Source organism: Rhizobium sp. RSm-3 (genome assembly GCF_001854685.1).
GTDB lineage: Bacteria > Pseudomonadota > Alphaproteobacteria > Rhizobiales > Rhizobiaceae > Rhizobium > Rhizobium ecuadorense.
In genome coordinates this window covers 1-25,035 of sequence record NZ_MAWZ01000026.1, presented here as the reverse complement: position 1 = coordinate 25,035, position 25,035 = coordinate 1, and the positions used below count along the sequence as shown (strand labels likewise).

The window sequence follows — 25,035 nt, the reverse complement described above, 5'->3', positions numbered from 1 at the left end:
GATGTCATATTTCGGCGCGGCGCTCTTCTTCCTGCTTCTGGCCGAAGGCCTGCTTGCGGCCGGAGCCTGGGCGCCGTCGTCGAATGTCGCCGAACCCCATGCGCTGATTATCGTCCATTGCATCACGATCGGTTGGCTCGGCCTCCTCATGATCGGGGCGCTTCTGCAGTTTACCCCGGTTCTGACAGGCCTCAGCCTGCCGACCGGGCGGCTCGACCTGCCCTGCCTTGCGGGTTCCGTCGCCGGGCTCGGACTTCTCCTCTTCGGCTTCCATCTGATCGATACCGGGTCCGAGGCGGCAGGCCCGGTCATGGTCGCAGCATCATCGGTGCTGCCGGCATCGCTGTTGTCGATCGGATTCGTGCTGCTTTCCGGTCTGTGGCGCGGCAGGGCGGCTCACGCCGCCTCACCGCTCGTCATGATCGGCATGGCATGCCTTGCCGTGACCTTGGCATTGGGAGCACTGTTCGCCGTCACGGTTTCCGGGCTGACGGAGGCCACAGGCATTATCGCCTTCGTCACGAATGCCGTGCCGTTCCATGCGAGCTTCGGCCTCGCCGGCTGGATGAGCTTCGCCGCGATCGGCGCCAGCTATAAGCTGCTGCCGATGTTTTTGCTTTCCGACGACATGAAGAGGTCGCCATTCATTCGCGCCACGGGATTGCTTGCGACGGGCACACTTGCCGTGGCGATGGTCTCGACGATATTTGCACCCGTCCTGGGGCGCCGCCTCTTCCTGTTCGGATCGCTGCTCTTCCAGCTGCCGGTCGCGGCCTACCTTGCCGACCTGTTTTCCACCTACCGCGCGCGGCGCCGGAAGAGCCTCGAGCTCAACATGGCTGGATCCTTGCCGGCATTCGTTCTGCTGGGACTTTCGGTGCCGATGTTGGCCATCGCCCTGGCATCGGATGCCGCGCCCGAGGTTTTCACCGCCATAGGCTACCTGTTCGTCTTCGGCTGGTTGACCGGGTTCGGTCTGTCGCAGCTCCTGAAGATTGTTCCTTTCCTCACCTGGATCGAAGCCTTCGGACCGCTGCTCGGACGCCGGCCGACGCCGCGCCTGGCCGAGCTGATAAACGGACGCCGGGCGACGGCCTGGCTCTGCATCTTTTACCTCGCCGTCATTGCGGCGGCCGCCGCGATCGCGCTCGGATCGGATGCAGCTTTTCATCTTGCCGCGATAGCCCAGACTTTTTCCACCGCAGCTCTCGCGATCGAGCTCGCGCTTGCCCGCACTCTGGCGAATGTCGATCCGGCCGCCAAGAGCGCACCCTTTCAACCGCCGGCGCTCTTTACCGCCGCCAAACCACAGAGGTAACGCCCATGGTTCAGCTTCGTGAACTCGACGTCAGACAGATCCTGCGCGACGGCGGGATGCCGTTCCAGCTCATTATGGATACTTTCGCAAACCTCGACCCTGGCGAGGGCGTGCGGCTTCACGCCATATTCGAACCCATCCCCTTGATCCGCCAGCTGGAGCGGCACGGCTATTCGCATCTCACCAAACGTCTGGCCGACGACGACTGGGAGATCGATTTCGTTCCGCAGGAGAAACCGGGCAGCGGTCCCATGCCGGCAGCTGCAACCGCGGAGGCGATCTGGCCGGAACCGACGTGGAACCTCGATCTGACCGACCTCGCCCCGCCTGAACCGATGGAACGCATCCTTTCACGCCTGGAATCGATGGAGAGCGGTGAGGTGTTGTTCGCACTCCTGAACCGTGAGCCCGTCTTCCTGTTCAACGAGCTCAAGGCGCGAGGCCATGAGTGGATCGGAGATTTCGATGCCAGCGGCAAGATCTACAGGATCATGGTCAGGACAACGCCGGCGAATGTTTCCGATGTCCGCGCTTAAGGTCTCCAAACCAACGATCCTGGCGGCATTGCGCGGGATCGAAGACCCAGAACTCGGGACGGATATCGTGACGCTCGGGCTTATATACGGCATCGAGATTTCGGATGATGGCGCGCTCAGAATAGAAATGACGACGACGACCCGCTTCTGTCCAGCCTCCGCCTTCATCGCCGAGGCGGTGAAGGCCAGGGCGGAAGAGATCGAAGGCGTTTCGGCCGCCGTCGTCGACATGGTCTATGAGCCGGCCTGGTCGCCGGAAATGATCGGACGATTGCCGAGCGTGTGAATAGGAGCGCCGCCACCGGAAAACGGGGCGGCGCTCTCCCTCATGGCTTGCGCGCGGCCAGAGGTTTGCGGTCCCGGCACAGGAACGGCGCATGTTCGAGCGCGAACAGCCCGAAGGCAACCGTCCAGCCGGCCGCGGACGCCATCAGTATCTGGGTCGTGAAAGCAGGCATCAGCTCCGCTATCGGCCGAAGCAGCGCAGCGGCGGCAAGCAGGATGTAGGATGCATTCGTCACCTGGCTCGACTTCAATTTCCGCCCCGTATGACCTCGGCTTGCTCGCGTCATGACCGCCAGCATCATCGTGGACATGGCGCCGATCGCAAAGAGATGAAGAACGGCGACCTGGGGCAGCCCCATCGGCCCGAAGACGACAGCAGCAAATCCGAGAGGTACGAAACCATAAGCGATGTGAAGCACGAAGAGGATGGGCTCCGGCCAGGTCGTCCATCCCCGCCAGCGGAAGAGCCGTGTTCCGTTCATGATTGCAGCAACGGCGGCGGAAAAGCCGGTCGCGACGGATTCAGGCGCAATCGCCCAGGCAGCGAGAGAAATGGCGCCAACGACGATCGTCGCCGCGTCGAAGCGGTTGTAGGCGACGGGAAAATCCGTGCGGCCGCGCTGATTGATCCAGTTTCTGGTAAAGCTCGGCAGGATGCGCCCTCCGACGACCGTGACGAGCAGGACATAGGCGCCGAGGCCGAGACGGATGGCAAGCGCCGGATTGGCGTCTCCGATCACCTCGAGATGAAAGAAGACATTGGCCGCCGACAGAACCGCCAGCCCCGCGATGATCTTCAGGTCCTTCCATTTCCTTCCCGCAATTACCTCTCGCGCCGATAAGGCCAGCATGAGCGGGAGAAAGAGGCTGTCGATCGCGACGGCGGCCATCAAACCGATACTGCCACTGAACAGCATGACGATCCGGCCGATGCACCACACCGCAAAGAGTGCGGCCAGCGGGTGCCCAGAAATGGGAAAGCGGTCGGTCCAGTTCGGGATTGCGGTCAGGAGGAAGCCTGCCAGGACAGCCGGGGCGAAACCGAAGAGCATCTCGTGAGCATGCCAGTAGAGCGTACCGTAATCGCTCGCCACGGCGACGCCGTCGTTCAGGAACGCCACCCAGAGGCCGATACTGACGATCGCCCATAATGCTGCCGCCAGAAAGAAAAGCCGAAAGCCGTAGGAGAACAAGACCATTCCGGAGCGGCTCATTCCCCGCGGCGCCCTGGTCTCCACGTCCTTTATAGTCTGCATGATCAAGATCTCCATTTTGATCATGCAGAAATGCCCGGATGGAAGACGGCAGTCGTTGAGATTACGCAAAGAAGATCTTTTGAACTTTGCGCCGGCACAAACAACCAGTTTGCGCCACGTCAAAGATTTCCTTCGGCTTTGTTCTACTCTCCCCCTCGACAGGGCGGCGTCCGCCCGGTCTTCGACTACAGGAGATTAGCAATGACGAATACTCTGCAAATGACCCGGCGCACGATGCTGACGGGTGCTGCTGTTGCCGGAGCGCTGACGCCAATCATCGTATCCAGCACGGTGGCCCATGCCGATGAAGAGGTCGCCGCAGCGGAAGCGCTGAAGACCGTCAAGCCGAGCAAGGTCGACATATCGAAGCTTCCCCGCGAGAAGGTCGAGCTCGTCAAGCCGCCTTTCGTTCATGCTCACGAGCAGAAGACCGCGGACGGGCCGAAGATCAAGGAGTTCACGCTTACCATCCAGGAAAAGAAGATGATCCTGGACAAGGAGGGCACCGAGATCAACGCCATGACCTTCGATGGATCGGTTCCCGGTCCCTTGATGGTGGTCCATCAGGACGACTATGTCGAGCTCACGCTGGTAAATCCCGACACCAATGCGATGCAGCACAACATCGACTTCCATGCCGCCACCGGCGGGCTGGGCGGCGGGGCGCTGACGGTCGTCAATCCCGGCGAGAGCACCGTTCTTCGCTTCAAGGCGACCAAGGCCGGCGTCTTCGTCTATCACTGCGCCCCTCCCGGCATGGTTCCGTGGCACGTCACATCGGGCATGAACGGCGCGATCATGGTGCTGCCGCGCGAAGGTCTCAAGGACGGCAAGGGCAAGCCGCTCGTCTACGACAAGGTCTACTACGTCGGCGAACAGGACTTCTACGTGCCGCGCGACGAAACCGGCAAGTTCAAGACCTACGACAGCCCCGGAGAGGCCTATGAAGATACGGTAGCCGTGATGAAAACGCTGACGCCTACCCACATCGTCTTCAACGGCGCGGTCGGAGCCCTGACCGGTGACAATGCGATGACGGCCAAGGTCGGAGAAACCGTCCTGATCGTTCATTCGCAGGCCAACCGGGATACCCGGCCGCATCTGATCGGCGGACATGGCGAATATGTCTGGGCAACCGGCAAATTCCTCAACCCGCCCGACACGGACCAGGAAACCTGGTTCATCCCCGGCGGCACGGCAGGTGCCGCCCTCTATACCTTCGCTCAGCCAGGCATTTATGCCTACGTGAACCATAACCTTATCGAGGCCTTCGAGCTGGGGGCAGCGGCCCACTTTAAGGTGACCGGCGAATGGGACGACGATCTCATGACCTCGGTCCGGGCACCGTCGGCAAGCTGACCTGGCGGAGGGGGCGGTGCGCGGGTCAGGGGTGGCCCGCGCACCAATCTCATTTTGGGGGCGCTATCTGCGTAAAACCATGGCCCGCATTGCAGCCATCGAACCAGTTTCAGGCATATCGATCGCAATTCCTCTTGCGCTGCTCGTGGCACTTTCTGTGGCTGTCGCAGTGCAATCGGGATTGCTCGTGACGGCAAGCCCCGACGGGGCCGTTGCCGCCCCGCAGACCGTCGTGATCGCGCCGCATGGCTTCGCCTACCGCGACGCCACCGAATATTTCCGCAACGGCCTGGCCGTCGATGCGCCCAAGCTGGATAGGGAAGTGACCACGACGCTCGAAATCATGAAATATCAGACCACGCTTCGCGACTATAACCGCTGCGTGGCCGATGCCCGTTGCGAGCCGGCCGAACAGCGATATGACACGCTGTCGCAGGAGAAACTTCCCGCGACCGGCGTGAGCTATGACGATGCGGTCCGCTACGCGGCCTGGCTGTCGGAACGCACCGGCGCCGAATGGCGGCTGCCGAGCGATTTCGAGCTGGCCTATGCCGCGGCCGATCGTTTTCCCGACGATGCTCTCGGAATCGATCCCAACGACAAGAACCCGGCAAACCGCTGGCTTGCGGACTACGAACGCGAAGCCCGCAGGGCTGCAGCGATCGACCCACGGCCGCAGCCGCAGGGCACGTTCGGAATCAGCCAAACCGGACTGGTCGATTTCGCCGGCAACGTCTGGGAGTGGACTTCGACCTGCAACAAACGGATCGATCTCGATAGAAACGATCCTGCGGCGGAGCCGGACCCCAGGAATTGCGGCATCATGATAGCAGCAGGCAAACACCGCGCCCCGATGAGCAGTTTCGTGCGAAATCCCAAGGGCGGCGGATGCTCGGTCGGAAGTCCGCCCGACAATCTCGGTTTCCGCCTCATTCGCAGGCCGGGTTTTCTGGAAAGCGTGAAAGACTTTGCGCAAAGAGCAATGGCGGAAATGTTCGCACCGGCGACGAATGCCCAGGGCAGAGCAGGATGACGATGAAAATTGACCGGACGATTTTGAAATCATTGCCGCTCTTCGAGCGCATGACCGATGCGGATCTCGATTCGATGCTGCAGCACGCGTCGCCGCGCCGTATCGTCCCGGGAGACGCGGTTTTCGAGCAAGGCGCTCGGGCAAAGTCGTTCTTCCTTCTCCTGCACGGCCGTCTCAAGGTGACGCAAGTGACGCAGGACGGACAGCAGATCATCGTTCGGATGGTTCATCCCGGCGACCTGTTCGGCTTTGCAATGGCGCTCCGCCGGGAGGATTACCCGGGAACAGCCGTTGCGGCGGCCGAGAGCCTCGTCATTGCCTGGCCGACGGACATGTGGCCGCGGTTCGTCGAACAGAACCCGCGCCTTGCCGTGACCGCGATGCAGACGATAGGCCAAAGATTGGAGGAAGCGCACACGCGCATCCGGGAAATGTCGACAGAGGAAGTGGAAAAGCGGGTGGCCCACGCCGTCCTCAGGCTTTCCAAACAGGCTGGCCGGCCGGTTGAAACGGGCATCCGCATCGATTTCCCGATATCGCGCCAGGATATCGCCGAAATGACCGGAACGACGCTGCACACGGTCTCGAGAATTCTCAGTGCATGGGAGGCGAAGGGAATGGTGGAGGGCGGCCGCCAGAAGCTGACGGTGACCGATCCGCAAAAGCTCCTCAATCTCGCCGATGGCATACGGGATTGATACCGATCGGGAATTGCCTGCAAAACCGGGAGAATGAGCTTGATAGAGTTCCTTGCCGCCTTTGCGCTTTTCGTAGCGCTTCACTCCGTCCCGGCCGTACCGGTCATTCGCTCCGGGATCATTCACCGCGTCGGTCGGCCGATCTATTTCGTCGGCTATTCTACAGTTTCCATTCGGGCGCTGATCTGGGTTTTCTCCTCGGCGCTCGCAATGGATTACATGCCCCTGTGGGAGTTGCAGCCATGGCATGCCGCGGTCACTTTTGTACTCGCACCCCTGGGCATCTTCCTCGTCATCGCGGGACTTTTGAGCGCCAACCCTCTTTCTATCACGCTGAACCCATCGCCCACACTCGGCTCCATCACCAAAATCACCAGACATCCCGTCCTTTGGGGATTTGCCGTCTGGGCAGGCGGCCATATCGCCGCAAACGGCGATCTGCGCTCCCTATTGCTGTTTCGGAGGGTTTGCCGGGTTTGCATTGGCCGCGATTCCGATGATCGAAAAAAGAGCGAAACGGCGCCTTGGCAGCACGTGGACTGATCTGGCGGAATATACTTCGATCTGGCCGCTTGCCGCCTGTTTCAAAGGAGAGCAGCCGATGATCGACATGCCGATGTTGCTCGCGGTCCTCGTGACTGCAAGCCTGACAGCGTGGCTCCTATTCGCAGGAGGTCACAGCGCGATGTTCGGTGCCGATCCCGTCGCCATCTTTGCCTGACCCAACGCGCTGCCGCCCCGTCGCGAGACAATGACCGGCACGCGCCGCCGTGGCCACGCGGATATACCGGCATCGCATTGATCCAGGTCAAAGTGTCTTTGCGCTGGCGTCGTAACGTTGAAGAAAATCTGGAAGCAACCGCGACCAGCCTATGAGCGGAGCAATAGAATGCCGTACGATGTCATTGCAGCGAGCCTGAACGCGAGGGATAAGTCCGGGCGCATCGAGGTGCGTTTCGGCGCCGACAAAAAGACCGTTGTCGTCTCGCGACGCGCATTGCTGTCTATAGCCTCGCCACCTCGTGCCACCGAAGTGCGCCTTCTTCAGCACATCGACACGTTCTGTGAAATTGCGGCAAGCTGCCTCGCATCGGAGGGGATGGACGGGGATACGATTCTGATCACCGCAAACGACGTCCGCAGGTGGTGCCACGCCTGGGAAACATCCGGCTTGGCGGCCGAAGCGCCGGCAGCACCCCGCCTTCTGCTGATTTGAGGCCGGAATCCGGATCTGAATCGAAGCAGTAGACCATGAAACGCCGCTCGCTTTTCGGCATCATTCCCTCCCGATCCCGATGAGGACAACCGACCGGCTGCTGATGACATCGGGACAGCGAGCGTGTTAAAGACGATGCCATTGGACACGATCTGTAACGAGCAACGGCTTGACGGATGGACGATGGCAACAGCTCAGAATGGCGCGCATCTTCTCGTCGTTGACGACGACCCGCGCATTCGCCAGATGTTGACGCGCTATTTCGAGGGCGAGGGCTACTCAGTCTCCGCCGCCTCCGACGGGACCGAGATGCGGGTACGCCTGCGCCAGCAGACTTTCGATGCCATCCTCCTCGATCTCGTCCTTCCCGGCGGCACTGATGGTCTCGATCTTGCCCGTGAAATTAGGGCCACCTCGGATGTCCCGATCATGATGCTGACCGGCCGGGACGATGTCGTCGACCGAATCGTCGGCCTGGAGGTCGGCGCCGACGACTACATCGCCAAGCCTTTCCATCTCCGGGAAGTCCATGCCCGCCTCAAGTCGATCCTGCGCCGCCGGCAATCTTCGCCGCGCAATGCCGAAGCCGCGAGCGAGGAGATCGTCGGCTTCGAGGATTGGAAGCTCAATCTCAGCCGTCGTCAGCTTCTCGACCCCGATGGCGCGGAGGTCGAGTTGACGACCGGCGAATTCGACATGCTGGCGACCTTCGTGCGGCATGCCGGCCGGGTCCTCACGCGCGATGTGCTGATGGATCTCACTCGGGGACGAAATCTCGAAGCCTTCGACCGGACGATCGACGCTCAGATCGTCCGCCTGCGCCGCAAGATCGAAACCGATCCGAAGAAGCCGCAATTCATCAAGGCCGTGCGCGGCGTCGGCTACGTCTTCACCGCCAGGCTCGACTGACGTTTCAAAACCGCCATACCCAGACCAGCCATTTCCTCCGTGACGAGGAACTGGTCAGGCAGAGTTTCTCAGAGAGAACGGATCCTATTCGGGATTACGTCTGTCACTCCCGGTTTATCACGGCATTGGAGGACTGCCGGAAGGCGGCGTCTCCTGATTAACGTCATGTCCACAGGGTTATTTAGGGCTCTCGACAGGCGGTGCCCCTTTGACCCAAGGAGATTTCAGCGATGCTTGACGGAAATCAACGATAGTCGCTCAAGACGGCACCATCATGACGTCTCACCTGAAAGAGGTTCGTCGTGAGCGATATTGAGCTTCGAAGGCACATCTCGACGCGCTCCGATTCAAGCCGAGCGCCGATGCCGCCCATATCTGGCCGGCGACAGCGGCGTCGTGCCTCTGACGGACCGCACCAAGCGTGTCGCGCACTCGACGACCGGCTGTCGGTCGGGCAACGGCCAGCAAACGGCGGCCAGGAGGATGTCAATGACGAACGAAGAGATGGAAAACAAACTGAAAGTCTTGAAGACGGACTTGCAACGCCGGCTATCGGCGATTGACGCCGATCTCGGTGCTGCGCTGGATCCAGATAGCGAGGATCGTATCACGCAGGTCGAGAACGATCAGGTGCTGACGGAAATGAGACGGGAAGCGCGTGAACAGATCGCATCGATCGACGCTGCTCTCGAGCGCCTTAAGCGCGAAACGTTCGGTCGTTGTGTCAGATGTCTCCGCCCAATCGAGACGAAACGGCTGAATGCTCTCCCCTACACACCCTTTTGCGTGGCATGTGCTCACCTGGCGGTCTAGCGAGTGACATCGCAGACTGCCTGCAGAGATCGCGTGAATGACGCTGTCGGGTAGTGTGCCCCGATGGCGGGGCACGCCCATTCGCTGACAAGCTTGTCGTCCGCGACCGAAAGCGACGGGATTGTGGCACGCTCGATGAAGAGGCGTGCGGGGCAACGGCACTTGCCGGGGCGTTTGCGATTCATCAATGCGTGAAACGGGCATCGGCCTATCATGACATCGCAAACATGAGCGAAAGGAGCGCGTCATGTCATTGGGATTACGCGAATACACGCAGGCCGAGTGCTATTCGGCCCTGGAAGAGGCGCGTTTTGGGCATCTGGCCTGCTGCAAAGACAGCCAGCCATATGTCGTGCCGATCTATTTTTCATACGAAAATGGCGTGGCCTATTGTTTCTCGATGCCTGGCCGCAAGCTGGAATGGATGCGAGAAAACGATAAGGTTTGCCTGCAAGTGGATCAGCGGGTGGGCGGCGGCTGGGCGAGCGTCATTGTCGAGGGAAAGTTCGAGGAGTTTCCCGATGCCGATGTCGGGAGGAGCCAACGTCTGCACGCATGGGAGCTGTTGCAGAAGCACTCGGATTGGTGGGAAGTTGGTTCGCTCAAGCCGAAAGAGCTTCCGGTCCTGGCCGAGTCGCCGCACGTATTCTTCGGAATTTTTGTCCACGCTTTATCGGGCCGCGTTGTTTTCAGAAGTGACTAAAGGCTGGAGCCGGGAGATGCCGAGAGCGTAAAACTGCACATGATGCAGCGCGCGATGTTTGGCGCCACGCTCGAGATCAATTTTTCCAGCGGCCGGGGCTCAGCAGCGGCAGGAGCCCTGATGCCTTCGTCACGAGGTCAGATGCCAAGTGGATCGTCTGATCCCGCCAGAAGAGGATTGATGATGCATGTCATCCAATTGCACAGGCTTTTGGACGACATGCACAAGGACAGGACCCGGACACGCCGCTCCGGAGAAGGCCGATCCCTATAGGGCGGTCTCGCAGCCGAACGTGTCGAAACGTAAGGCCCGGCAATTTCAATGGGCCATGAATATCGGCATCTTGCTTTCCTCGATCATGCTGCGGGTCACCCCGCCAAAGATCGTTTGCTGCCAGCGGGGATGATTGTAGGCGCCCATGACGATGAGATCGGCGGATACGTCGACCGCGTGCTGCCGCAGGACCTCATCTGCCGGCTGTCCGCCGCTGGCGACGCGGTCCACCTGGACCTTGACGCCGTGACGCGCGAGATAGGCGGCAATGTCTGCGCCTGGCTCTTCCCCGTTCACGCCTGCCCTTGCCACCGGATCCACCATGGTTACGTAGACGGTGTCGGCCTGCTTGAGCAGGTCAAGCGACTGGCGAGCGGCCCGGGAAGCTTCATCGCTCGAATCCCATGCGAGAAGAACCGATCTCGATGATGAATTCATTGCTCGCGTTCCGCGGTTGATGAGGATCGGAGTGGGCGTTCGGAACAGAGCACCGTCGATGATGCGTTTGCGAAGCTCTTCGTCGCGGGCCGCCTGCCGTCCGATCAGGACCACATCGGCATAGAGAGCCCTTTCGGCGATATCCTCGTCTGCCAAAGCGAATTCGGTATAGACGTCCTGAACCTCGTAGGAGATATCGCTTCGGCCGAGAATTTCCTTGATCTCTTCAGTCTTGTGGGAAAGCGCATCGATCTCGCGCTGCCGCTCCTCGATCCAGACGGGCGAGATGGCATTATAGTCCCCGATAATCGGAGACGCTCCCAGTGCGATTACGAGCGCATTCAGATGCGCGCCCTGAGCGCCGCAAAAGTCGATTGCGGTTTTCAGATCTTCCTCGAACTGGTTGACGCCGAGGATGCTTAATACCGTCCTGATTGTCATGTCGATATACCTCTCTGATTGGTGTCAGAAGGATAACCAGCCTGGCGGCCCGTTCCTTGACCTTCGTCAAAGCGATGTCGATTTTGGCGGTATAGCCTGTCTAAAGGATGTAGCCGACAGCAAGAGCCGCGCCGTCATTCTGCGCAGGCTTGAGCGGGGTGCGGGATGCTGGAACCGATGAGAACGAAGATGGGAGGTGCTAGATGCTGTCGACGGAACGAGACTTCAGACGAGGCGGCGAACGGTTCCCTATCCCTTCACAAGGCGAAGTCGAAGGCAGGCTTCTGATGTTCGAAGTGGTTGCCGTCACCTGCTTGCAGGAGCTTCTCGCCAAGCGGGACTCGCATCTTGTCTCTAGACTTCGCCAGAAGCTCCTTCGAAACCTGAAGGTAAAATGCGCCCCTTTGAAGCTATGTGCGGATGACGAAAGATCCGCGAAGGAATTCGCGCTTCAATTGTTGAAGGCGGCCTTGCAAGAGGCGGAAAACGAGAGGCAGGCGGGTTAGCAAAGATCTGCGGGAGGTCCCATGAGCAGAATTGCAGTTACCTTCAATATCGGATCCTCAAGCTTGAAGATCGGCGTCTTCGAGATTGGTGCCGGTGGCGCTGCCCGGCCGCTGGCCAGAGGTGCGGCGACTGTTGATAAAAAGAGCCGCCTCGACTGCGAGATCGCCGGTGAGCCTCATGACGCCGACTTGCCAGATATCCAGGAAGTCGGTCCGGCTTTGATTGCCGAGGTCCTCTCCCGGCTCCTGCCGCAAGGTTCAGCGCCGACGGTGGTCGGGCATCGCATTGTTCATGGGGGTTTGACCTTCACCGGGCCTGTTTTCTTGGATTTGAATATTCAGGCACGGATCGAGGATCTGGTGCCACTGGCGCCTCTGCACCTGCCCCCGGCTCTGAAGGTGATCCGCGCTGTTCGGGCGACATATGCTGATGTGCCACAGACCGCGTCGTTCGACACCGCGTTTCACACATCTCTATATCGTCTTGCCGCACGTTTCGCGATTCCGCGCGAAATGCATGAAGCGGGAATCCGCAGGTATGGGTTCCATGGACTTTCCTACAAGTCCGTTTCTGAAAAGCTCAAAAAAATCGCTCCCGATGTCGGCAGCGGCAGGGTCGTATGCGCGCATCTGGGAAGCGGTGCGAGCCTTTGCGGGATGGTGGACGGCGTCAGCATCGATACCAGCATGGGCTTTTCCACGCTCGACGGGGTACCCATGGCCACCCGCCCGGGATCGATCGATGCGGGCGCCCTGATCCATCTTCTCCGCAACGAATTCCATGACGCCGACCGGCTCGAAGATTTCCTCTACCACAGATGCGGCCTGCTCGGCGTCTCCGGCGTGAGTGGAGACGTGCGGGTGCTCGTCGACGATTTCCACCCGGCGGCGCGGGAAGCGTTGGACCTCTTCTGTTTCAAGATCGCCGGCGAGATAGGCAGGCTGACGGTGTCGCTCGGCGGCGTCGACGCCATCGTCTTCACCGCCGGTATCGGAGAGCATCAGCCGGAAGTCCGGAAGGGCGTGGCACGTCATCTCGCGTGGATGGGCCTCGACCTCAGCGAGCCTGCCAACAAGGCGAACGCGACGGTCATCAGTGCTCGGGACAGCGCGATAACTGCCTTCGTCATTCCGACCGACGAGGAGCAGGTGATAGCCGACGAAGCGCTTGCCGTTATTGGCAGACACGGTCTCTGACGATTCGGGGAAACGAACTTTCGCAAGCGGCATGGCGGAATGAGCCGAACTTTCGCCGCTCCGTATCGACTGTGGCAAGATTGTTCAACCGGCTTCCAGCGAGCGGTAGATTTCTTCTTCCTGCGCAAAATGAAGGCGCGTGATAGCCTCCAGGCCGTGCAGCAGTCGCTGGACCTCATAGAGCTGCGCATCTGTCGGCACCTCGGCGGCAAACGCCTTGCACACATCGCTGAGGTTATGGATCTGCCGTTGGATCTCCATGTGAGTCCGGCTCATGCCGGCCAGAACGTCGGGTGCTGCCCTGTGCTGGCGCAGTCGCGCATAAACCTTCTCATCCTGTTTCTCGTGTGGAAGCAGGCGCTCACGGAGTTCGCGATCTAGCTTTTCGAGTTCGTTTTTTGTCTGCTCGCTGGGGAGGCGATGTATGCGATCCGCTGTGATGCGGATGTCGTCGATGACATCAGCCAGAGCCGCATGTTCCGCCTCCAATTGCAGCAGGTCTTCGTTGCTCAGTCGAGCGGATGCGGTACCAAACGACAAAGGCGGGCCAAGGGCGCGTAGCGCATTCATGATGGTGACGACGTCGATCGCTTCCTGAAAAAGCGCTCCTTCCACCGGTGTCAGATGACCAAGTGCGGCCGCGACCATACCTGCCATCGAGAGGGCCATGCCGGCATAGACGCTCTGCAGCGCAATCCTGCGCGACCGTCGCGCGACGTGGATGGCGTCGACCAGCCGGTCCAGCCGGTCGACCAGGATCACGACATCCGCTGCTTCGGATGAGGCAGCGGCCCCCCGCGCACCCATGGCAATGCCGACGTCGGCGGCCGCAAGCGCCGGCGCATCGTTGACGCCGTCACCGATCATCAGGACTGGGCGGCTTCTTGCTTGCTCCTTCTGCACGGCGATCGTCTTATCTTCGGGCTTCATTTCGCTGATGACCTCATCGACCCCGACAAAGGCGGCGACATCTTCAGCGAGGTCGGCGCGGTCGCCGGTCGCAAGGACAATGCGCGCGATGCCGGCGTCCCGCAGATGCCGCAGCACATAACCGGCTTCCGGACGAATTTGGTCAGCCAGCAGAATGGCTCCGGCCAGCGCGCCGTCGATTGCGACGATGACCGCGACCGTTCCGTCGCGCCGTATCCAGTTTTTGATTTCTTCACGAAAGTCCGAATTTTGAAGCTTCGCACTCGCGAAGTTCCATCCGCCGGCCAGAACGTCATGCCCGCCGACGCGGCCCGTCAACCCGGAGCCGGGAGCCTCGCGCACATCCGAGGGCGTGTCGAGCACGAGCCCTCGCCCGCGGGCCGCGGTCACGAGAGCCTGCGCCACCACATGGGGAGAGCTCTGATCCAGCGACGCCGCCAGTCTGAGGACCTCGAGTGCGTCGAGATCGCCGCGCGCCTTTATCTCAATCAGCCGCGCACGGCCGTCGGTCAACGTTCCCGTCTTATCGAGGAGAGCGGTCCTTGCGGCCGCAAGCGCTTCAAGAGCGCCGCCATCCTTCACCAGGATGCCTTTCTTCGCACAGCGGGAGATGCCGGACACGATGGCGACCGGCACGGCCAGTATCAGCGGACAAGGTGTCGCCACGACAATGACGGCCAGGGCCCGCGTCGCATCTCCGGTGAATGCCCAGGCGGATATCGCGATCGCCAAGGTCAGAGCCAGGAATAGCATGCCGAACCGGGCGGCCAGCCGCACCATCGGCGCTTTGTTCTCCTGTGCCGCCTTGACCAGCCGGATGACTCCCGCGTAGGTGCTGCCCGCCGCGGCACGCGTCGCCTGCAGGTCGAAAGCATCGCCGGCATTCGTTGAGCCGCTCATCACCGCCTGCCCGGATTTTCGCCGCACCGGCAGCGCCTCGCCCGTCAGGGCGGATTCATCGAGCACAGCGGCATTCCCGGCAACGATGCCATCGACGGGAACAACTTCACCGCGGCGGACAAGAATGCGATCGCCGGGCACGATGGCCGACAAGGCGACGTCCTGGATGCGGCCGCATTCATAACGGGCTGCGGTGTTCGGCACCCTGCCGAGCAGCGCCGTCATCTCCCGGCCCGCCCGGTTTTGGGCAAAGTTCTCCAGGAACTGCCCGCTGGTAAACATGAGCGCAACAATAATTCCGGCAAAATACTCGCCGAAAATAATGGCTCCGCCCATCGCCAGCGCCGCGATGAGATCGAGGCCGAATTCTTTCTTGTGAAGGCTGATCCCTACATCGATCAGGAGGGCAGCAAGGACAACCGCCGTTCCCGTCGTCCACAATTGCGTGGCAACATGCGGTTGCCCAGCCAATCTGGCGAGCCCACCGGCGACCAGCGCCAATGTGACCAGGGGCAGCATCCATGTTTTTGCGCCACGCCAACCCCGTATCAGCATGCGGTATTTCTCCTGCCCGAGACCGATGTGCAGAACGCGCCGGCAAGCCATCTTCGGCGTGCGCTAAAAAGGCCACGCCGGCGCCATGCAGGCGTCGCAGACCCGTTGAGCCTTGAGAATGCTCCTCCTGCGGAGGAGAATGTTTGAGCCAAATCAAGAAGAGGCCGGAAAGTGAGCCCCGGGGAGCACATTCGGCGTGCGGCATCAGTCAGCAGCACCTGTATTTCCGCGGAGAGTTCATTCCAAAACCTGCACCGATTGCAAGGCCATATTTGACGCCGATCAAAGCGGTCCGCCTGCAGCGCGCTACCTTGGTTCCGTCGGCTCGGGTAACGGCCGGCCCGTTCAAAGATTTCGGTACACCGCGCTCATAGACGTGATGCGGTGTCCACTTCGTCATGGAGTCGAAAATGCTCGTTCAAACCATCATGACTGCGCCGGCGATCACCGTAGCGACGTCCTCTTCCATTGCGGAAGCCGCCAAACTGATGCTCGACAACAGGATCAGCGGCCTGCCGGTCGTCGACGCCAACGGAACGCTCGTCGGCATCGTCAGCGAAGGCGATTTCCTGCGCCGCAGCGAATTGAACACCGAGCGTAAACGCCCATGGCTCCTCGAGTGGCTGGCCAGCCCCGGAAAGATTGCCGACGAATATGTTCGTACCCATGGGCGACGGGTCGAGGAAGTGATGACCTCGCCGGTCAGCGCAATTGCGCCGACAGCCGCCATTTCCGATGCGGTCAGATTGATGGAGCGCCAGGATATCAAGCGCCTTCCCGTCGTGGCCGATGGCAGGCTCATCGGCATACTCGCCCGCTCCGACGTGCTGCGGGCACTCTCGCAGGCCCTGCCGCCCACCTCGGCTTCCACCAGCGATGCAGAGGTCCAGGCGGCGATCGAGGCCGAACTGGCAAAGCAGAGCTGGAGCCGCAATGGCTTCATCCACTGCCATGTCGCCAACGGCGTTGCCGAACTGACTGGCACGATTTTCGATGAACGCGAGCGTCTTGCCGCAAAAATCGCGGCCGAGAATGTGCCGGGCGTCACGTCGGTCAGGGATCTCCTCGTCTGGGTCGATCCCTACTACGGCATAGCGCTTCCGCCACCGGACGCAGAGGCCAGACAGGCTTGAAACTTCAGGGAGACAAACCATGGGACATCCCTCGCCCGTCATTCGCAATGGTGCCGGCCGTTCCGGTTCGGTGAGGTCGCCGTGGCGGCAGAGCCGAGGCGCTGCCGAATATCTTCGAAGCGCAAACACGAGGCCGGGACGCTGAAATGCCGAAAAGTCTGTTCGGTTTCGTGTTCCTGATGGGCCGCCATCACCAGATCGCGATCGCGGCTCTTTCTGTTGTTCTCTTTCTCGCCGCCACCGCGCCGCTGGAAGTCCAGAGGCGCATCATCAACGCCGCCACAGATGCGACCCCCTACCAGACCATCCTGATCCTCGTCCTTGCTTATCTCGGCCTTGTCCTTCTGGAAGGTCTGACCAAATTGCTGTTGAACATCTACCGTGGCTGGGTTGGCGAGGTCGCGGTCCGCTGGCTGCGCAAGTCGGCGCTTGCCGCCTCGGAACCCTCGAGCGGGGCTCCCATCGATGCCGTTGCCGAAGGCGTGCAGCTCTCGATCATCATTGCCGAGGCCGAACCGGTCGGCGGTTTCGTCGGCACCAGCATCTCGGAGCCGCTGCTGCAGGCCGGCATCCTTATAGCGGTCGGCGGCTACATGATCTTCCTGCAGCCCCTGATGGCGCTTGCCGTCGCCGTCGTCTTTCTTCCGCAGGTCGGTTTCGTGCCACTGATGCAAACGGCGATCAACCGCCGGGTCGAAACCAAGATCACCGTCATGCGTCATGTCAGCCAAAGCATGGTTCGGCATGTGGCAACGAATGATGCGCTCGATGCCCAGGGCGCCCGGGTGGAGAGGCTCTTTTCCCTGAACATGAGCATCTACAAGATCAAGTTCACGATGAATTTCATGATGAACCTGATGACGCAGCTGGGTTACGCCGGCATCTTCGCGCTCGGCAGCTATTATGTCGTCACCGGCAAGACGGAGATCGGAACCGTCGTCGCCTTCATTTCCGGGCTCTCCAAGATCAGAGATCCGTGGGGAGAACTTATCGATTGGTACCGCGATCTGAGGGTTACGCAGGTCAAATATGCCATGATCCGCGATGCGTGTGCTGTTCCAGAAGCGCGAAGCGGGGCGTCCATTGATGACGCGACGACTGCCACTGGCGCCATGAAGGCTTGAAGACTTGCGGCGGCTACCGCGGGCCGAGGCGGCATCGACGATATAATCCCGGAGCTTGTTGCTCCGAAGCCGATTTGAACATCGCCCGCACGCTCTCAATGTGACAACAGGACAGGCAGGGTGATGCTCGTCAGTATTGATAGGGTGGCGCCGCCGAGCACGAATTCGCGCAGGCGAGAATGGCCGAAGCCGCCCATCACCAAAAGATCGGCCCGCACTTCGAAGGCTTTGCTTTGTAGCACCTCGCCGACCGGTTCACCACGCGCGCGCACTCGTGTCGTCTCTGCCGGCACCCCGCTCTTCAGCAGGTTCTCGACGAGATCGTCGGCCGTTTCATCTGCCAACGGCTTTTCGTCGATGACGGAAAGTACGAAGACCTTGGAAGCCTTCTCCAGGAAAATGGAGGCGTCATGGGCTGCCCGAGCGGCTGCGCGGCTGCCATCCCAAGCGATGGCAACATGATCTATCCGGCCGCCGAAAGGCGCCGAGGGATAAAGGATGAGCGGCCGCCCGGACCCGAACAGAACCGCTTCGACGACCGGACGCGAGATCCCGGTCGATTCCAAAAGCACGAGATCGTAGGCGCGCGCCGCTTGCGCGAGCGCTTCGACGACGAAAGGCTCTTCAATCTTGATCTGCCGCGTGCGCGCATCGACAGAAGCCGCCTTTGCCTCGTCGACTGCCAGCCGGGTCAGTGCCGAGGCGCGCTTGCGGCTCAGCGCCTGCGCATCACGCGCCATCTTCGCCGCATCGATGATCAGCGACGACAGCGCGTGGAGACATTGGGAATAGTGATCTCCACGGCACAGACGGTCAGTGTTGCCTGCATGTGGTGCGCGAGTGCAACGGCATTGGAGATGATGAATTCCGAAGTCGCATCCGGATAGGTGAGGAGCGGAAGAAAGATATGCCGTTTCATGATTTACTCCGAATGAGGATCGGGACCTGATGCTGGCATTTTGAAGCCTGCCGGGAGGCGCGCATTGACATGCCTCAAAAGGAGCTTTGCGATCTCGAACGGTCAGAGAGGGGCTTGCACAGACAATCACATCTACGCCGGGGCGCTCTGGTGTTTCGCGATCGCAGTCAATCACCGATTTGTCCAGCTTGTTGATCGTGGAGAAAACGCCATTCCGCTGATCGGGATCACTTCAAGTGGGCATCGGGTGGCCAGCCTCATGTTCGGTCCTTCCGGTTTTCCGGACGGTGCTGACGTTCGGCGCGATCCGGTAGCGAGATTTAGGAGATCATCACTGCCATCCGGGCCAACGGTTTCTGCGCTGTGCAACGAACTGGCGTGCGCGGAAGGGACTTAAGGCTGGGGCCGAGATTGCGGCGTCGGCGGGATCGAAGCAGCTTTGCGTCCAGAGGGCGCATGCTCACTCGGCGGCCGGGCTTATCTCAGGCCTCAGATGGCGCCGGCGCCAGGTGGCGGGCGCCTCGCCGGTGCGTTTACGGAAGAAGCGGGAAAAATAGGCCGGATCCTCGAAGCCGATCTCTCGCCCGATGTCTTCCACCGAACGGACGGTGAACATCAAAAGGCGCTTGGCTTCCAGCAACCGCCGCTCCAGCGTCAATTCCTTGACGGACAACCCGAACACTTCGCGGGCCGCCTTGTCGAGGAGATGCGGCGTCGGCGCACCACGCCCGATCTGCACCAGCTCGCCATAGGCTTCGCGCCGCAACCGCGGCTGATGAAACGTCCGCCGCTGCTTGCGCGACAGCCAAAGGCCGGCATCCGACATCCAGCTGCGCAATGTCTCGCGCGACACACACAATCCATCGCGTTCGGCAAGCCTCTCGGCGGCCACCGTCGGACCGAAATCCGCATAGTGCTGATCCGATTGTTCGATGGTCGGCCGATCGCCTTGTGGCGGATCGATGCCGCACCGGTCGTTCTGATGCGATCCAACAGCCGCCGCACCTGGCGCTCGCTGAGAGCAAGCACATGCGACGCCAACACCATCGTCATCCGCCCGTCGGCAACCTTCGACAAAACCTCGATCCGCTGCAGGTCACGCTCGCTCATCGCAATCAATCCCATCCGCAATCTCCGCCGTCATCAAAAAGCGGGGAGAGTGTGACATTCTAACTTTGCAGAAACAGGACATTCTAACTTTGCGGCTAATGGGAATTATGGAACTATTTCGGCAGTTCAGCCATGCCGACCTGCCACTATGGATAGGCGGGTTTGATTGATAGCAGCCCGTCTGCAGACACCACCGGTACGATATTTGTATAGTCATTTATTGTTGGGTTGCTGGTACACTCGAAATCATGCCCGGCGGCGGTGACAACCACTACATGCGCTCCCGCCGTGCGTCCGGCTTTGATTCCTGCCTCAACATCCTCAAAAACAAGGCAAGTTGCAGCCGAGACCCCAAGCCGTTTTGCCCCCAGTATAAAGCACTGAGGATCCGGTTTTCCGAGCGCGACATCTTCGCCAGTGACGATAACGCGTGGGATGGGCAGCCCTGCGGCCTCAAGGCGCCTCTGAGCGAGCTTCTTTGACGCAGACGTAACAATCGCCCAGCGGTCGACAGGTAGAGCAGCCAAGAAGTCTGCCGCTCCGGCGATTGCGAAGACGCCTTGAACATCCTCGATCTCTGCTTGAGTGATCTTTGAAGCTTCAATTTCCGGATCCACGCCTGGAAGATTCAGTCGATGAATGGTGTCGATCGCTCTTTGTCCATGCATTGTCGGCAAGAACGTTACTGGATCCAGGCCTTGCCGTTGCGCCCAAGCACCCCAAACTCGCTCGGCAGCTGCTATGGAAGTCAGAATTGTCCCGTCCATATCGAAAAGGAAGGCCGAGAATTGCTTATTTGGATCGAGTTTCAACAGAGGAAGTATCCTTGTCTGAGGGCGCCGAGCTGTGAGGTGAGCCGCCATGGAGAGGCGGCCAACCCCGGCTAGGCTGCCTTTTCGGTATCATCTAACGGAGGTTCATTCAGTGCAAAGGACCCGACCAACTGGACGAGGTCGTCGACCTGTTCCGCAAGCCGGCGAGTGGCCGCGCCCGCCTCCTCGGCCATTGCGGCGTTGAGCTGGGTCACTCTTTCCAGGGTGCTAACGGCGTCGTTTATCTCGTTGAGGCTCTTTGCCTGGCTTTGGCTCGAGAGTGCCAACTGACCGACATCCCGGGAAACCTCGCCGATCTTAAGCGCGATATCGTCCAAGGCATGGCCGGCTTGATGGACAAAGTCCACGCCCGCGTCAACCTCGGTCGTCGAATGATGGATAAGAGTTCCGATTTCTTTCGCTGCCACAGCGGCGCGTTGGGCAAGTTCTCTGACCTCATGCGCGACGACAGCAAATCCCTTTCCTGCTTCTCCAGCTCGGGCGGCCTCAACTCCAGCGTTTAACGCAAGAAGATTTGTTTGGAATGCTATTCCGTCGATCACGGTGACGATGCTCGTTATGCGATCGGATGCCTCCTTGATCCGGGACATCGCACCGATGGCATTTCCCACGATAACCAGCGAGCCATCGGCCTCGAGCTTGACGCGCTGTGTGATGTCGGCGGCACTCGCTGCACGCTTTGAGGCCTCCGCGACAGTTATGGTGATCTCTTCGATCGCCGCCGCGGTCTGTTCGATCGAACCGGCTTGCTGTTCATTTCTACGAGAGAGTTCTTCTGAGACATCCGCCAGGAGCCGGCCATTGGTGTGAATTTCGGCTGACGTCGCACGGACGTCCAGCATGGTCGAGCTGAGGTCGCTGACGGTGCTGTTGAAGTCCCGTCTGAGAGTATCCAGATCCCCGGCAAATGGGACCTCGAGGGTTTTCCGCAGATCTCTGCCCGCCAGATTCCTGAGACCGTCCGCAAGTGACGTTACTGCCAATTCAATGTTTTTCTGGGTGGAGGATCGTTCGCGTTCGTTTGTGTCCCGCTCAGACTCGGCCAGTCGATGGAGTTCTTCCGTATGCGCCTGTATGGCAATCTTCTGAACGGCGTTTTCCTTGAACACTGCAAGTGCACGCGCCATCTCGCCGATTTCGTCTTTTCGCCGGTCTCCGTCGATCGCAATGTCCAACGAACCGCCGGCCAAACGCCGCATGATGTCTGTGATTGAGCCGATCGGCCGCTTGAGCGTGATCACCAATGCAGCGCCTGATGCTATCGCGACGAGAAATCCAATCGCCATCGATGTCAAGGAGACCGAATTCGTCAACGACCGCTCGGTCGATGCCATGTGCCGCTGAGCGTCCGCAAATGCGTCCATCAGCCCCCAGATCTCGTTGATTTTATCAGTCGCGTGGCGGTACTGCTCCTCGCCACTTGCCCGATTGGCTTCCAGTCCGGCGGCGCTGTCGCGCAACTCATCGGCGATTTCCTCCACCTTTCCCGGGATCTCGCCGAAGTAGGGATCGATTGCCACCAACTCGGTCAGCAAGCTTACCTCGCCCGTATAGACAAAAAGGGTTCGCTCCACCGCCTTGACGTTATCCTCAGTCGGTTCACCCAGGATGCTGGCGAAGGCGATTTTTACGTCGCTGCTGTTGCTCACAATCGAACGGAGCTTTTTCGTGACCTTGTCGGCGTCAAGTGAGCCACTGCTCGAACCATTCAGATCCGCAGCGGCCTGATCGACGGCTGCCACACTTTGCGTCTGCAATCTTTCCGATAAACCAGCCAAGTCATTTGCGATGGCCAGCTCCTCAGGCTGTCCCCCTGCTCCCTGGTTCCCAATTTGGTTGAGGAACGCCAAAATCCGCTCGGCTGTCAATGATCCGTCTCGCACACCTAATGAATTGAGAAGATGGTCGGATTTCGAGAGTTTGTGTGCGAGGTCTTCCAACGATGCTCGCACGGCTTTTCCTTCCGGACGCAAAGACCAGCCATCCGCCGACCGCAGTCGAGCCTTGAGATTTTCGCAGCTGTTAAGAATCGATTGAAGCGCCAGCGTCTCGGAAAGCCGTGATTTTCTTTTATTATCAAGCTGAGCAGCTTGGGCGACGATTTTGAAGGCGTGCTTGCCAAGTTCCATTTGGAGGGAATTCAGCGCGTTGAGTTGCGTGGCAATGTTGTTCGTCAGCCGCGAACGGTCCTGTCGAAGTGTCCATATCTCGTTGATGTGCTGCAGGATCGTGCGCGTAGCTTGCTGCGCTTTCCGCAATTCGCCAGCAGCCTGGGCGTCCGGAATCTTTTCGACCATATGGTCGAGTTCGTCGATCTGTGCTGCAGTTGTATTGGAGGCTTGCTTGAATGTCGCATCATCGGGCTGACGAAGAAACGTCGTAATGCCGGCATAAACGGCCTTAAATCCTGAGAGCAGCCGGACCACGTCATTCGACGTGTTGAGTCGCGCTTCCAAGACCCCTGTCGCGTAAAATCCCGTGGCGCCAACCGCGACGATCGTCATCAACAGCGGCAGAACCAGTATTATAACTTTGGTCTGAATCCTGAACCGCGCAAGAATCCTGTCCATTTCGCCCCTCCCAAAAGCACTCGCTGCTCCGAACTAATGCACAATCGCACGAACAGCTTAAATTTACCTTTCGGTGTTACAAATCGCGCCATCGGCATGGAAATGTTCATTCGGCCGGGACAAGATGTGAGGATATATTATAATTTCAGACAATTTTTATTGTGTGAGAACATAAGTTCCGCGGATTCCCCTTGTCCCGTAATGACAATCAAGAGAAAAACGGATCGAGCGTACCGGACGCATAGCGCTTCGCCATCGCCGAAACCGGAAGAGCCGTAATCCGTTGCGCCATACCGGCGGTGCCGAACTGTTCGAAGCGCTCTTTGCAAAGCTTGGTGAGCGCGGTCATTGCCGGCTTCAGATATTTGCGCGGATCGAATTCGCTCGGATCTTCCTGCAGGATCCGGCGGATCTGCCCGGTCATCGCCATCCGGCCATCGGTGTCGATGTTGATCTTGCGCACTCCATGCTTGATGCCGCGCTGGATCTCTTCGATCGGCACACCCCAGGTGGGCTTCATCTGGCCGCCGTACTTGTTGATGATCTCCTGCAGCTCGACCGGAACCGACGACGACCCATGCATGACCAGATGCATGTTCGGCAGCTTGCGGTGGATCTCTTCGATGACGCTCATCGCCAGCACCGAACCATCAGGCTTGCGCGTGAACTTATAGGCGCCGTGCGAGGTCCCCATGGCGATCGCCAGTGCATCGACTCGAGTTTCCCGCACGAATTTCACCGCCTCGTCCGGATTGGTCAGCAGCTGGTCATGCGATAGCTTGCCTTCAGCGCCATGCCCATCCTCGGCCTCTCCCATGCCGGTTTCGAGAGAGCCGAGCACACCGAGTTCGCCTTCGACGGAAATGCCACCGAGATGGGCCATTTCGGTTACTTTCTTGGTCACGTCGACATTGTAATCCCAGTCGGCGGGTGTCTTCGCATCGGCTTTCAGCGAGCCGTCCATCATGACCGAGGTGAAGCCTGCCTGTATCGCCGTCATGCAGCTGGCTGGATCGTTGCCATGGTCGAGATGCACGCAGATGGGAATGTGAGGGTAGATTTCCACGACGGCGTCCATCATATGCTTAAGCATGATGTCGTTGGCGTAGGCGCGCGCGCCGCGCGATGCCTGCATGATGACAGGAGCATGAGCCGCATCCGCAGCTTCCATGATGGCGAGCGCCTGTTCCATATTATTGATATTGAAGGCGGGGACGCCGTAACCCTCCTCCGCTGCATGATCCAGCAACTGCCTGAGCGTAATGCGTGCCATTTGTGAATCCCTCCTGTCGCTGAAAAGCGCCTTGCTGTGTGTTTAACGCATGGTCCTGCTGCGTTTGGTGTCGCGCCTCAGGCGTTCAGCACGCGGCCATAGGCATCGAGCACCGCTTCCTTCATCGTTTCGGAAACTGTGGGATGCGGGAAGATCGTGTGCATCAGCTCTTCCTCGGTCGTCTCGAGGTTCATCGCGACGACAAAACCCTGGATGAGCTCGGTGACTTCGGCGCCGACCATATGGGCGCCGAGCAGCTCGCCGGTCTTCTTGTCGAAGATCACCTTGACCATGCCCTGGTCTTCACCGAGCGCGATCGCCTTGCCGTTGGCCGCGAAGGAGAAGCGGCCGACGCGGATGTCGCGGCCGAGTTCCTTGGCCTTGGCTTCGGTGAGACCGACGGAGGCGACCTGCGGGTTGCAATAGGTGCAGCCCGGGACCTTGCCCTTGTCTGTGGGATGAACGTTCGGCAGGCCAGCGATCTTCTCGACGCAGACGACGCCCTCATGCTCGGCCTTGTGCGCCAGCATCGGCGGGCCGGCAACGTCGCCGATCGCATAGATGCCGGCGACATTGGTCTTGCCGTAACCGTCGGCGACGACGCAGCCGCGGTCGGTCTTGATTCCGAGCGCTTCGAGGCCAAGATTTTCGATATTGCCCTGAACGCCGACGGCAGAGATCATCCGATCGGCGGTGATCTGCTGCAC

At 60.0% G+C, this 25,035-nt stretch carries 23 protein-coding genes and 3 pseudogenes; 15 read left to right on the top strand and 11 right to left on the bottom strand.

Annotated features, from left to right (window positions below):
- Position 1 precedes the first annotated feature (1 nt).
- Genes BBJ66_RS21675 through BBJ66_RS21665 form a run of 3 tightly spaced genes read left to right on the top strand, consistent with a single transcriptional unit; the run spans position 2 to position 2,140 of the window.
- Positions 2–1,318, top strand: a complete 1,317-nt coding sequence (locus tag BBJ66_RS21675) for a hypothetical protein (protein WP_244511729.1) — start codon at positions 2–4, stop codon at positions 1,316–1,318.
- Between the two features lie 5 nt (positions 1,319–1,323).
- Entirely contained in the window at positions 1,324–1,854 is a 531-nt protein-coding gene (locus BBJ66_RS21670) for a DUF2249 domain-containing protein (RefSeq protein WP_071089721.1), read from the top strand.
- Positions 1,841–2,140 carry a metal-sulfur cluster assembly factor gene (locus tag BBJ66_RS21665; RefSeq protein WP_116429661.1) on the top strand — a complete coding sequence of 100 codons (300 nt, stop codon included), beginning with the start codon at positions 1,841–1,843 and terminating at the stop codon, positions 2,138–2,140. The genes BBJ66_RS21670 and BBJ66_RS21665 overlap by 14 nt, the downstream gene beginning before the upstream one ends.
- Before the next feature lie 40 nt (positions 2,141–2,180).
- Here BBJ66_RS21665 and BBJ66_RS21660 read toward each other — a convergent pair whose 3' ends face one another.
- Positions 2,181–3,395: an NnrS family protein gene (locus BBJ66_RS21660; protein WP_083335600.1), complete on the bottom strand. Its 1,215-nt coding sequence runs from the start codon at positions 3,393–3,395 to the stop codon at positions 2,181–2,183.
- A gap of 201 nt (positions 3,396–3,596) precedes the next feature.
- On the opposite strand from BBJ66_RS21660, the gene nirK reads away from it, so the two are divergent.
- The 8 genes and pseudogenes from nirK to BBJ66_RS21620 all read left to right on the top strand — a co-directional run bounded on the left by nirK (position 3,597) and on the right by BBJ66_RS21620 (position 10,126).
- Complete coding sequence (gene nirK / locus BBJ66_RS21655) at positions 3,597–4,754, top strand: copper-containing nitrite reductase (RefSeq protein ID WP_071089711.1); 1,158 nt, start codon at positions 3,597–3,599, stop codon at positions 4,752–4,754.
- Between the two features lie 79 nt (positions 4,755–4,833).
- Positions 4,834–5,787, top strand: a complete 954-nt coding sequence (locus BBJ66_RS21650) for an SUMF1/EgtB/PvdO family nonheme iron enzyme (RefSeq protein ID WP_071089708.1) — start codon at positions 4,834–4,836, stop codon at positions 5,785–5,787.
- Positions 5,788–5,789: 2 nt separating this feature from the next.
- Complete coding sequence (locus BBJ66_RS21645; RefSeq protein ID WP_071089705.1) at positions 5,790–6,485, top strand: Crp/Fnr family transcriptional regulator; 696 nt, start codon at positions 5,790–5,792, stop codon at positions 6,483–6,485.
- A 39-nt stretch (positions 6,486–6,524) separates the two neighbouring features.
- Positions 6,525–7,206, top strand: a pseudogene (locus tag BBJ66_RS21640) (NnrU family protein).
- Between the two features lie 168 nt (positions 7,207–7,374).
- Complete coding sequence (locus BBJ66_RS21635) at positions 7,375–7,701, top strand: hypothetical protein (RefSeq protein WP_071089701.1); 327 nt, start codon at positions 7,375–7,377, stop codon at positions 7,699–7,701.
- A gap of 183 nt (positions 7,702–7,884) precedes the next feature.
- Positions 7,885–8,610 carry a response regulator gene (locus tag BBJ66_RS21630; RefSeq protein WP_071089699.1) on the top strand — a complete coding sequence of 242 codons (726 nt, stop codon included), beginning with the start codon at positions 7,885–7,887 and terminating at the stop codon, positions 8,608–8,610.
- A gap of 489 nt (positions 8,611–9,099) precedes the next feature.
- Complete coding sequence (locus tag BBJ66_RS21625) at positions 9,100–9,423, top strand: TraR/DksA family transcriptional regulator (RefSeq protein ID WP_071089696.1); 324 nt, start codon at positions 9,100–9,102, stop codon at positions 9,421–9,423.
- Positions 9,424–9,670: 247 nt separating this feature from the next.
- Positions 9,671–10,126, top strand: a complete 456-nt coding sequence (locus BBJ66_RS21620) for a pyridoxamine 5'-phosphate oxidase family protein (RefSeq protein ID WP_049732196.1) — start codon at positions 9,671–9,673, stop codon at positions 10,124–10,126.
- Positions 10,127–10,444: 318 nt separating this feature from the next.
- On the opposite strand, the gene BBJ66_RS21615 is transcribed toward BBJ66_RS21620, so the two are convergent.
- Positions 10,445–11,278 carry a universal stress protein gene (locus BBJ66_RS21615; RefSeq protein WP_071089693.1) on the bottom strand — a complete coding sequence of 278 codons (834 nt, stop codon included), beginning with the start codon at positions 11,276–11,278 and terminating at the stop codon, positions 10,445–10,447.
- A gap of 203 nt (positions 11,279–11,481) precedes the next feature.
- On the opposite strand from BBJ66_RS21615, the gene BBJ66_RS21610 reads away from it, so the two are divergent.
- Positions 11,482–11,784 (top strand): hypothetical protein, encoded by a 303-nt coding sequence (locus BBJ66_RS21610; RefSeq protein WP_049732198.1) that lies wholly within the window; start codon positions 11,482–11,484, stop codon positions 11,782–11,784.
- A gap of 21 nt (positions 11,785–11,805) precedes the next feature.
- The gene (locus BBJ66_RS21605) at positions 11,806–12,981 is read left to right on the top strand and encodes an acetate/propionate family kinase (RefSeq protein WP_071089690.1); all 1,176 of its coding nucleotides are present in this window, start codon (positions 11,806–11,808) and stop codon (positions 12,979–12,981) included.
- An 84-nt stretch (positions 12,982–13,065) separates the two neighbouring features.
- Here the strand turns inward: BBJ66_RS21605 and BBJ66_RS21600 are convergent, their stop codons facing one another.
- Positions 13,066–15,366, bottom strand: coding sequence for a heavy metal translocating P-type ATPase (locus tag BBJ66_RS21600; RefSeq protein ID WP_190238039.1), 2,301 nt, complete (start codon positions 15,364–15,366; stop codon positions 13,066–13,068).
- A gap of 410 nt (positions 15,367–15,776) precedes the next feature.
- On the opposite strand from BBJ66_RS21600, the gene BBJ66_RS21595 reads away from it, so the two are divergent.
- Positions 15,777–16,499, top strand: coding sequence for a CBS domain-containing protein (locus BBJ66_RS21595; RefSeq protein WP_071089686.1), 723 nt, complete (start codon positions 15,777–15,779; stop codon positions 16,497–16,499).
- A 146-nt stretch (positions 16,500–16,645) separates the two neighbouring features.
- Positions 16,646–17,623, top strand: coding sequence for an ABC transporter ATP-binding protein (locus tag BBJ66_RS21590; RefSeq protein ID WP_071089683.1), 978 nt, complete (start codon positions 16,646–16,648; stop codon positions 17,621–17,623).
- Positions 17,624–17,718: 95 nt separating this feature from the next.
- Here BBJ66_RS21590 and BBJ66_RS21585 read toward each other — a convergent pair whose 3' ends face one another.
- From BBJ66_RS21585 to BBJ66_RS21555, 8 genes and pseudogenes are all read right to left on the bottom strand, one after another.
- Positions 17,719–18,363, bottom strand: a complete 645-nt coding sequence (locus BBJ66_RS21585) for a universal stress protein (protein ID WP_443217139.1) — start codon at positions 18,361–18,363, stop codon at positions 17,719–17,721.
- A gap of 17 nt (positions 18,364–18,380) precedes the next feature.
- The gene (locus BBJ66_RS35900) at positions 18,381–18,542 is read right to left on the bottom strand and encodes a hypothetical protein (protein ID WP_443217138.1); all 162 of its coding nucleotides are present in this window, start codon (positions 18,540–18,542) and stop codon (positions 18,381–18,383) included.
- A gap of 460 nt (positions 18,543–19,002) precedes the next feature.
- A pseudogene (locus tag BBJ66_RS35030) lies at positions 19,003–19,263 on the bottom strand (helix-turn-helix transcriptional regulator); the annotation flags it as partial.
- 9 nt (positions 19,264–19,272) lie between these two features.
- A pseudogene (locus BBJ66_RS33465) lies at positions 19,273–19,667 on the bottom strand (helix-turn-helix domain-containing protein); the annotation flags it as partial.
- A 131-nt stretch (positions 19,668–19,798) separates the two neighbouring features.
- Complete coding sequence (locus tag BBJ66_RS21570; protein WP_274534088.1) at positions 19,799–20,464, bottom strand: HAD-IA family hydrolase; 666 nt, start codon at positions 20,462–20,464, stop codon at positions 19,799–19,801.
- A gap of 71 nt (positions 20,465–20,535) precedes the next feature.
- Positions 20,536–23,055, bottom strand: coding sequence for a methyl-accepting chemotaxis protein (locus BBJ66_RS21565; protein ID WP_071089675.1), 2,520 nt, complete (start codon positions 23,053–23,055; stop codon positions 20,536–20,538).
- 208 nt (positions 23,056–23,263) lie between these two features.
- Entirely contained in the window at positions 23,264–24,328 is a 1,065-nt protein-coding gene (gene fba, locus BBJ66_RS21560) for a class II fructose-bisphosphate aldolase (protein WP_049735285.1), read from the bottom strand.
- 77 nt (positions 24,329–24,405) lie between these two features.
- Positions 24,406–25,035: FAD-dependent oxidoreductase (locus BBJ66_RS21555; protein ID WP_161492682.1), on the bottom strand; the 630-nt coding region annotated here is incomplete at its 5' end.

What these genes read in the sequence shown, in the direction of transcription:
- BBJ66_RS21600 (WP_190238039.1), bottom strand. Translation starts at nt 15,366, where the DNA reads ATGCTGATACGGGGTTGGCGTGGCGCAAAAACATGGATGCTGCCCCTG.
- BBJ66_RS35900 (WP_443217138.1), bottom strand. Translation starts at nt 18,542, where the DNA reads ATGAAACGGCATATCTTTCTTCCGCTCCTCACCTATCCGGATGCGACT.
- BBJ66_RS21620 (WP_049732196.1), top strand. Translation starts at nt 9,671, where the DNA reads ATGTCATTGGGATTACGCGAATACACGCAGGCCGAGTGCTATTCGGCC.
- BBJ66_RS21595 (WP_071089686.1), top strand. Translation starts at nt 15,777, where the DNA reads ATGCTCGTTCAAACCATCATGACTGCGCCGGCGATCACCGTAGCGACG.
- BBJ66_RS21615 (WP_071089693.1), bottom strand. Translation starts at nt 11,278, where the DNA reads ATGACAATCAGGACGGTATTAAGCATCCTCGGCGTCAACCAGTTCGAG.
- BBJ66_RS21665 (WP_116429661.1), top strand. Translation starts at nt 1,841, where the DNA reads ATGTCCGCGCTTAAGGTCTCCAAACCAACGATCCTGGCGGCATTGCGC.
- BBJ66_RS21670 (WP_071089721.1), top strand. Translation starts at nt 1,324, where the DNA reads ATGGTTCAGCTTCGTGAACTCGACGTCAGACAGATCCTGCGCGACGGC.
- BBJ66_RS21645 (WP_071089705.1), top strand. Translation starts at nt 5,790, where the DNA reads ATGAAAATTGACCGGACGATTTTGAAATCATTGCCGCTCTTCGAGCGC.
- BBJ66_RS21625 (WP_071089696.1), top strand. Translation starts at nt 9,100, where the DNA reads ATGACGAACGAAGAGATGGAAAACAAACTGAAAGTCTTGAAGACGGAC.
- BBJ66_RS21605 (WP_071089690.1), top strand. Translation starts at nt 11,806, where the DNA reads ATGAGCAGAATTGCAGTTACCTTCAATATCGGATCCTCAAGCTTGAAG.
- BBJ66_RS21585 (WP_443217139.1), bottom strand. Translation starts at nt 18,363, where the DNA reads ATGGCGCGTGATGCGCAGGCGCTGAGCCGCAAGCGCGCCTCGGCACTG.
- fba (WP_049735285.1), bottom strand. Translation starts at nt 24,328, where the DNA reads ATGGCACGCATTACGCTCAGGCAGTTGCTGGATCATGCAGCGGAGGAG.
- BBJ66_RS21590 (WP_071089683.1), top strand. Translation starts at nt 16,646, where the DNA reads ATGCCGAAAAGTCTGTTCGGTTTCGTGTTCCTGATGGGCCGCCATCAC.
- BBJ66_RS21660 (WP_083335600.1), bottom strand. Translation starts at nt 3,395, where the DNA reads ATGCAGACTATAAAGGACGTGGAGACCAGGGCGCCGCGGGGAATGAGC.
- nirK (WP_071089711.1), top strand. Translation starts at nt 3,597, where the DNA reads ATGACGAATACTCTGCAAATGACCCGGCGCACGATGCTGACGGGTGCT.
- BBJ66_RS21635 (WP_071089701.1), top strand. Translation starts at nt 7,375, where the DNA reads ATGCCGTACGATGTCATTGCAGCGAGCCTGAACGCGAGGGATAAGTCC.
- BBJ66_RS21650 (WP_071089708.1), top strand. Translation starts at nt 4,834, where the DNA reads ATGGCCCGCATTGCAGCCATCGAACCAGTTTCAGGCATATCGATCGCA.
- BBJ66_RS21610 (WP_049732198.1), top strand. Translation starts at nt 11,482, where the DNA reads ATGCTGTCGACGGAACGAGACTTCAGACGAGGCGGCGAACGGTTCCCT.
- BBJ66_RS21630 (WP_071089699.1), top strand. Translation starts at nt 7,885, where the DNA reads ATGGCAACAGCTCAGAATGGCGCGCATCTTCTCGTCGTTGACGACGAC.
- BBJ66_RS21565 (WP_071089675.1), bottom strand. Translation starts at nt 23,055, where the DNA reads ATGGACAGGATTCTTGCGCGGTTCAGGATTCAGACCAAAGTTATAATA.
- BBJ66_RS21675 (WP_244511729.1), top strand. Translation starts at nt 2, where the DNA reads ATGTCATATTTCGGCGCGGCGCTCTTCTTCCTGCTTCTGGCCGAAGGC.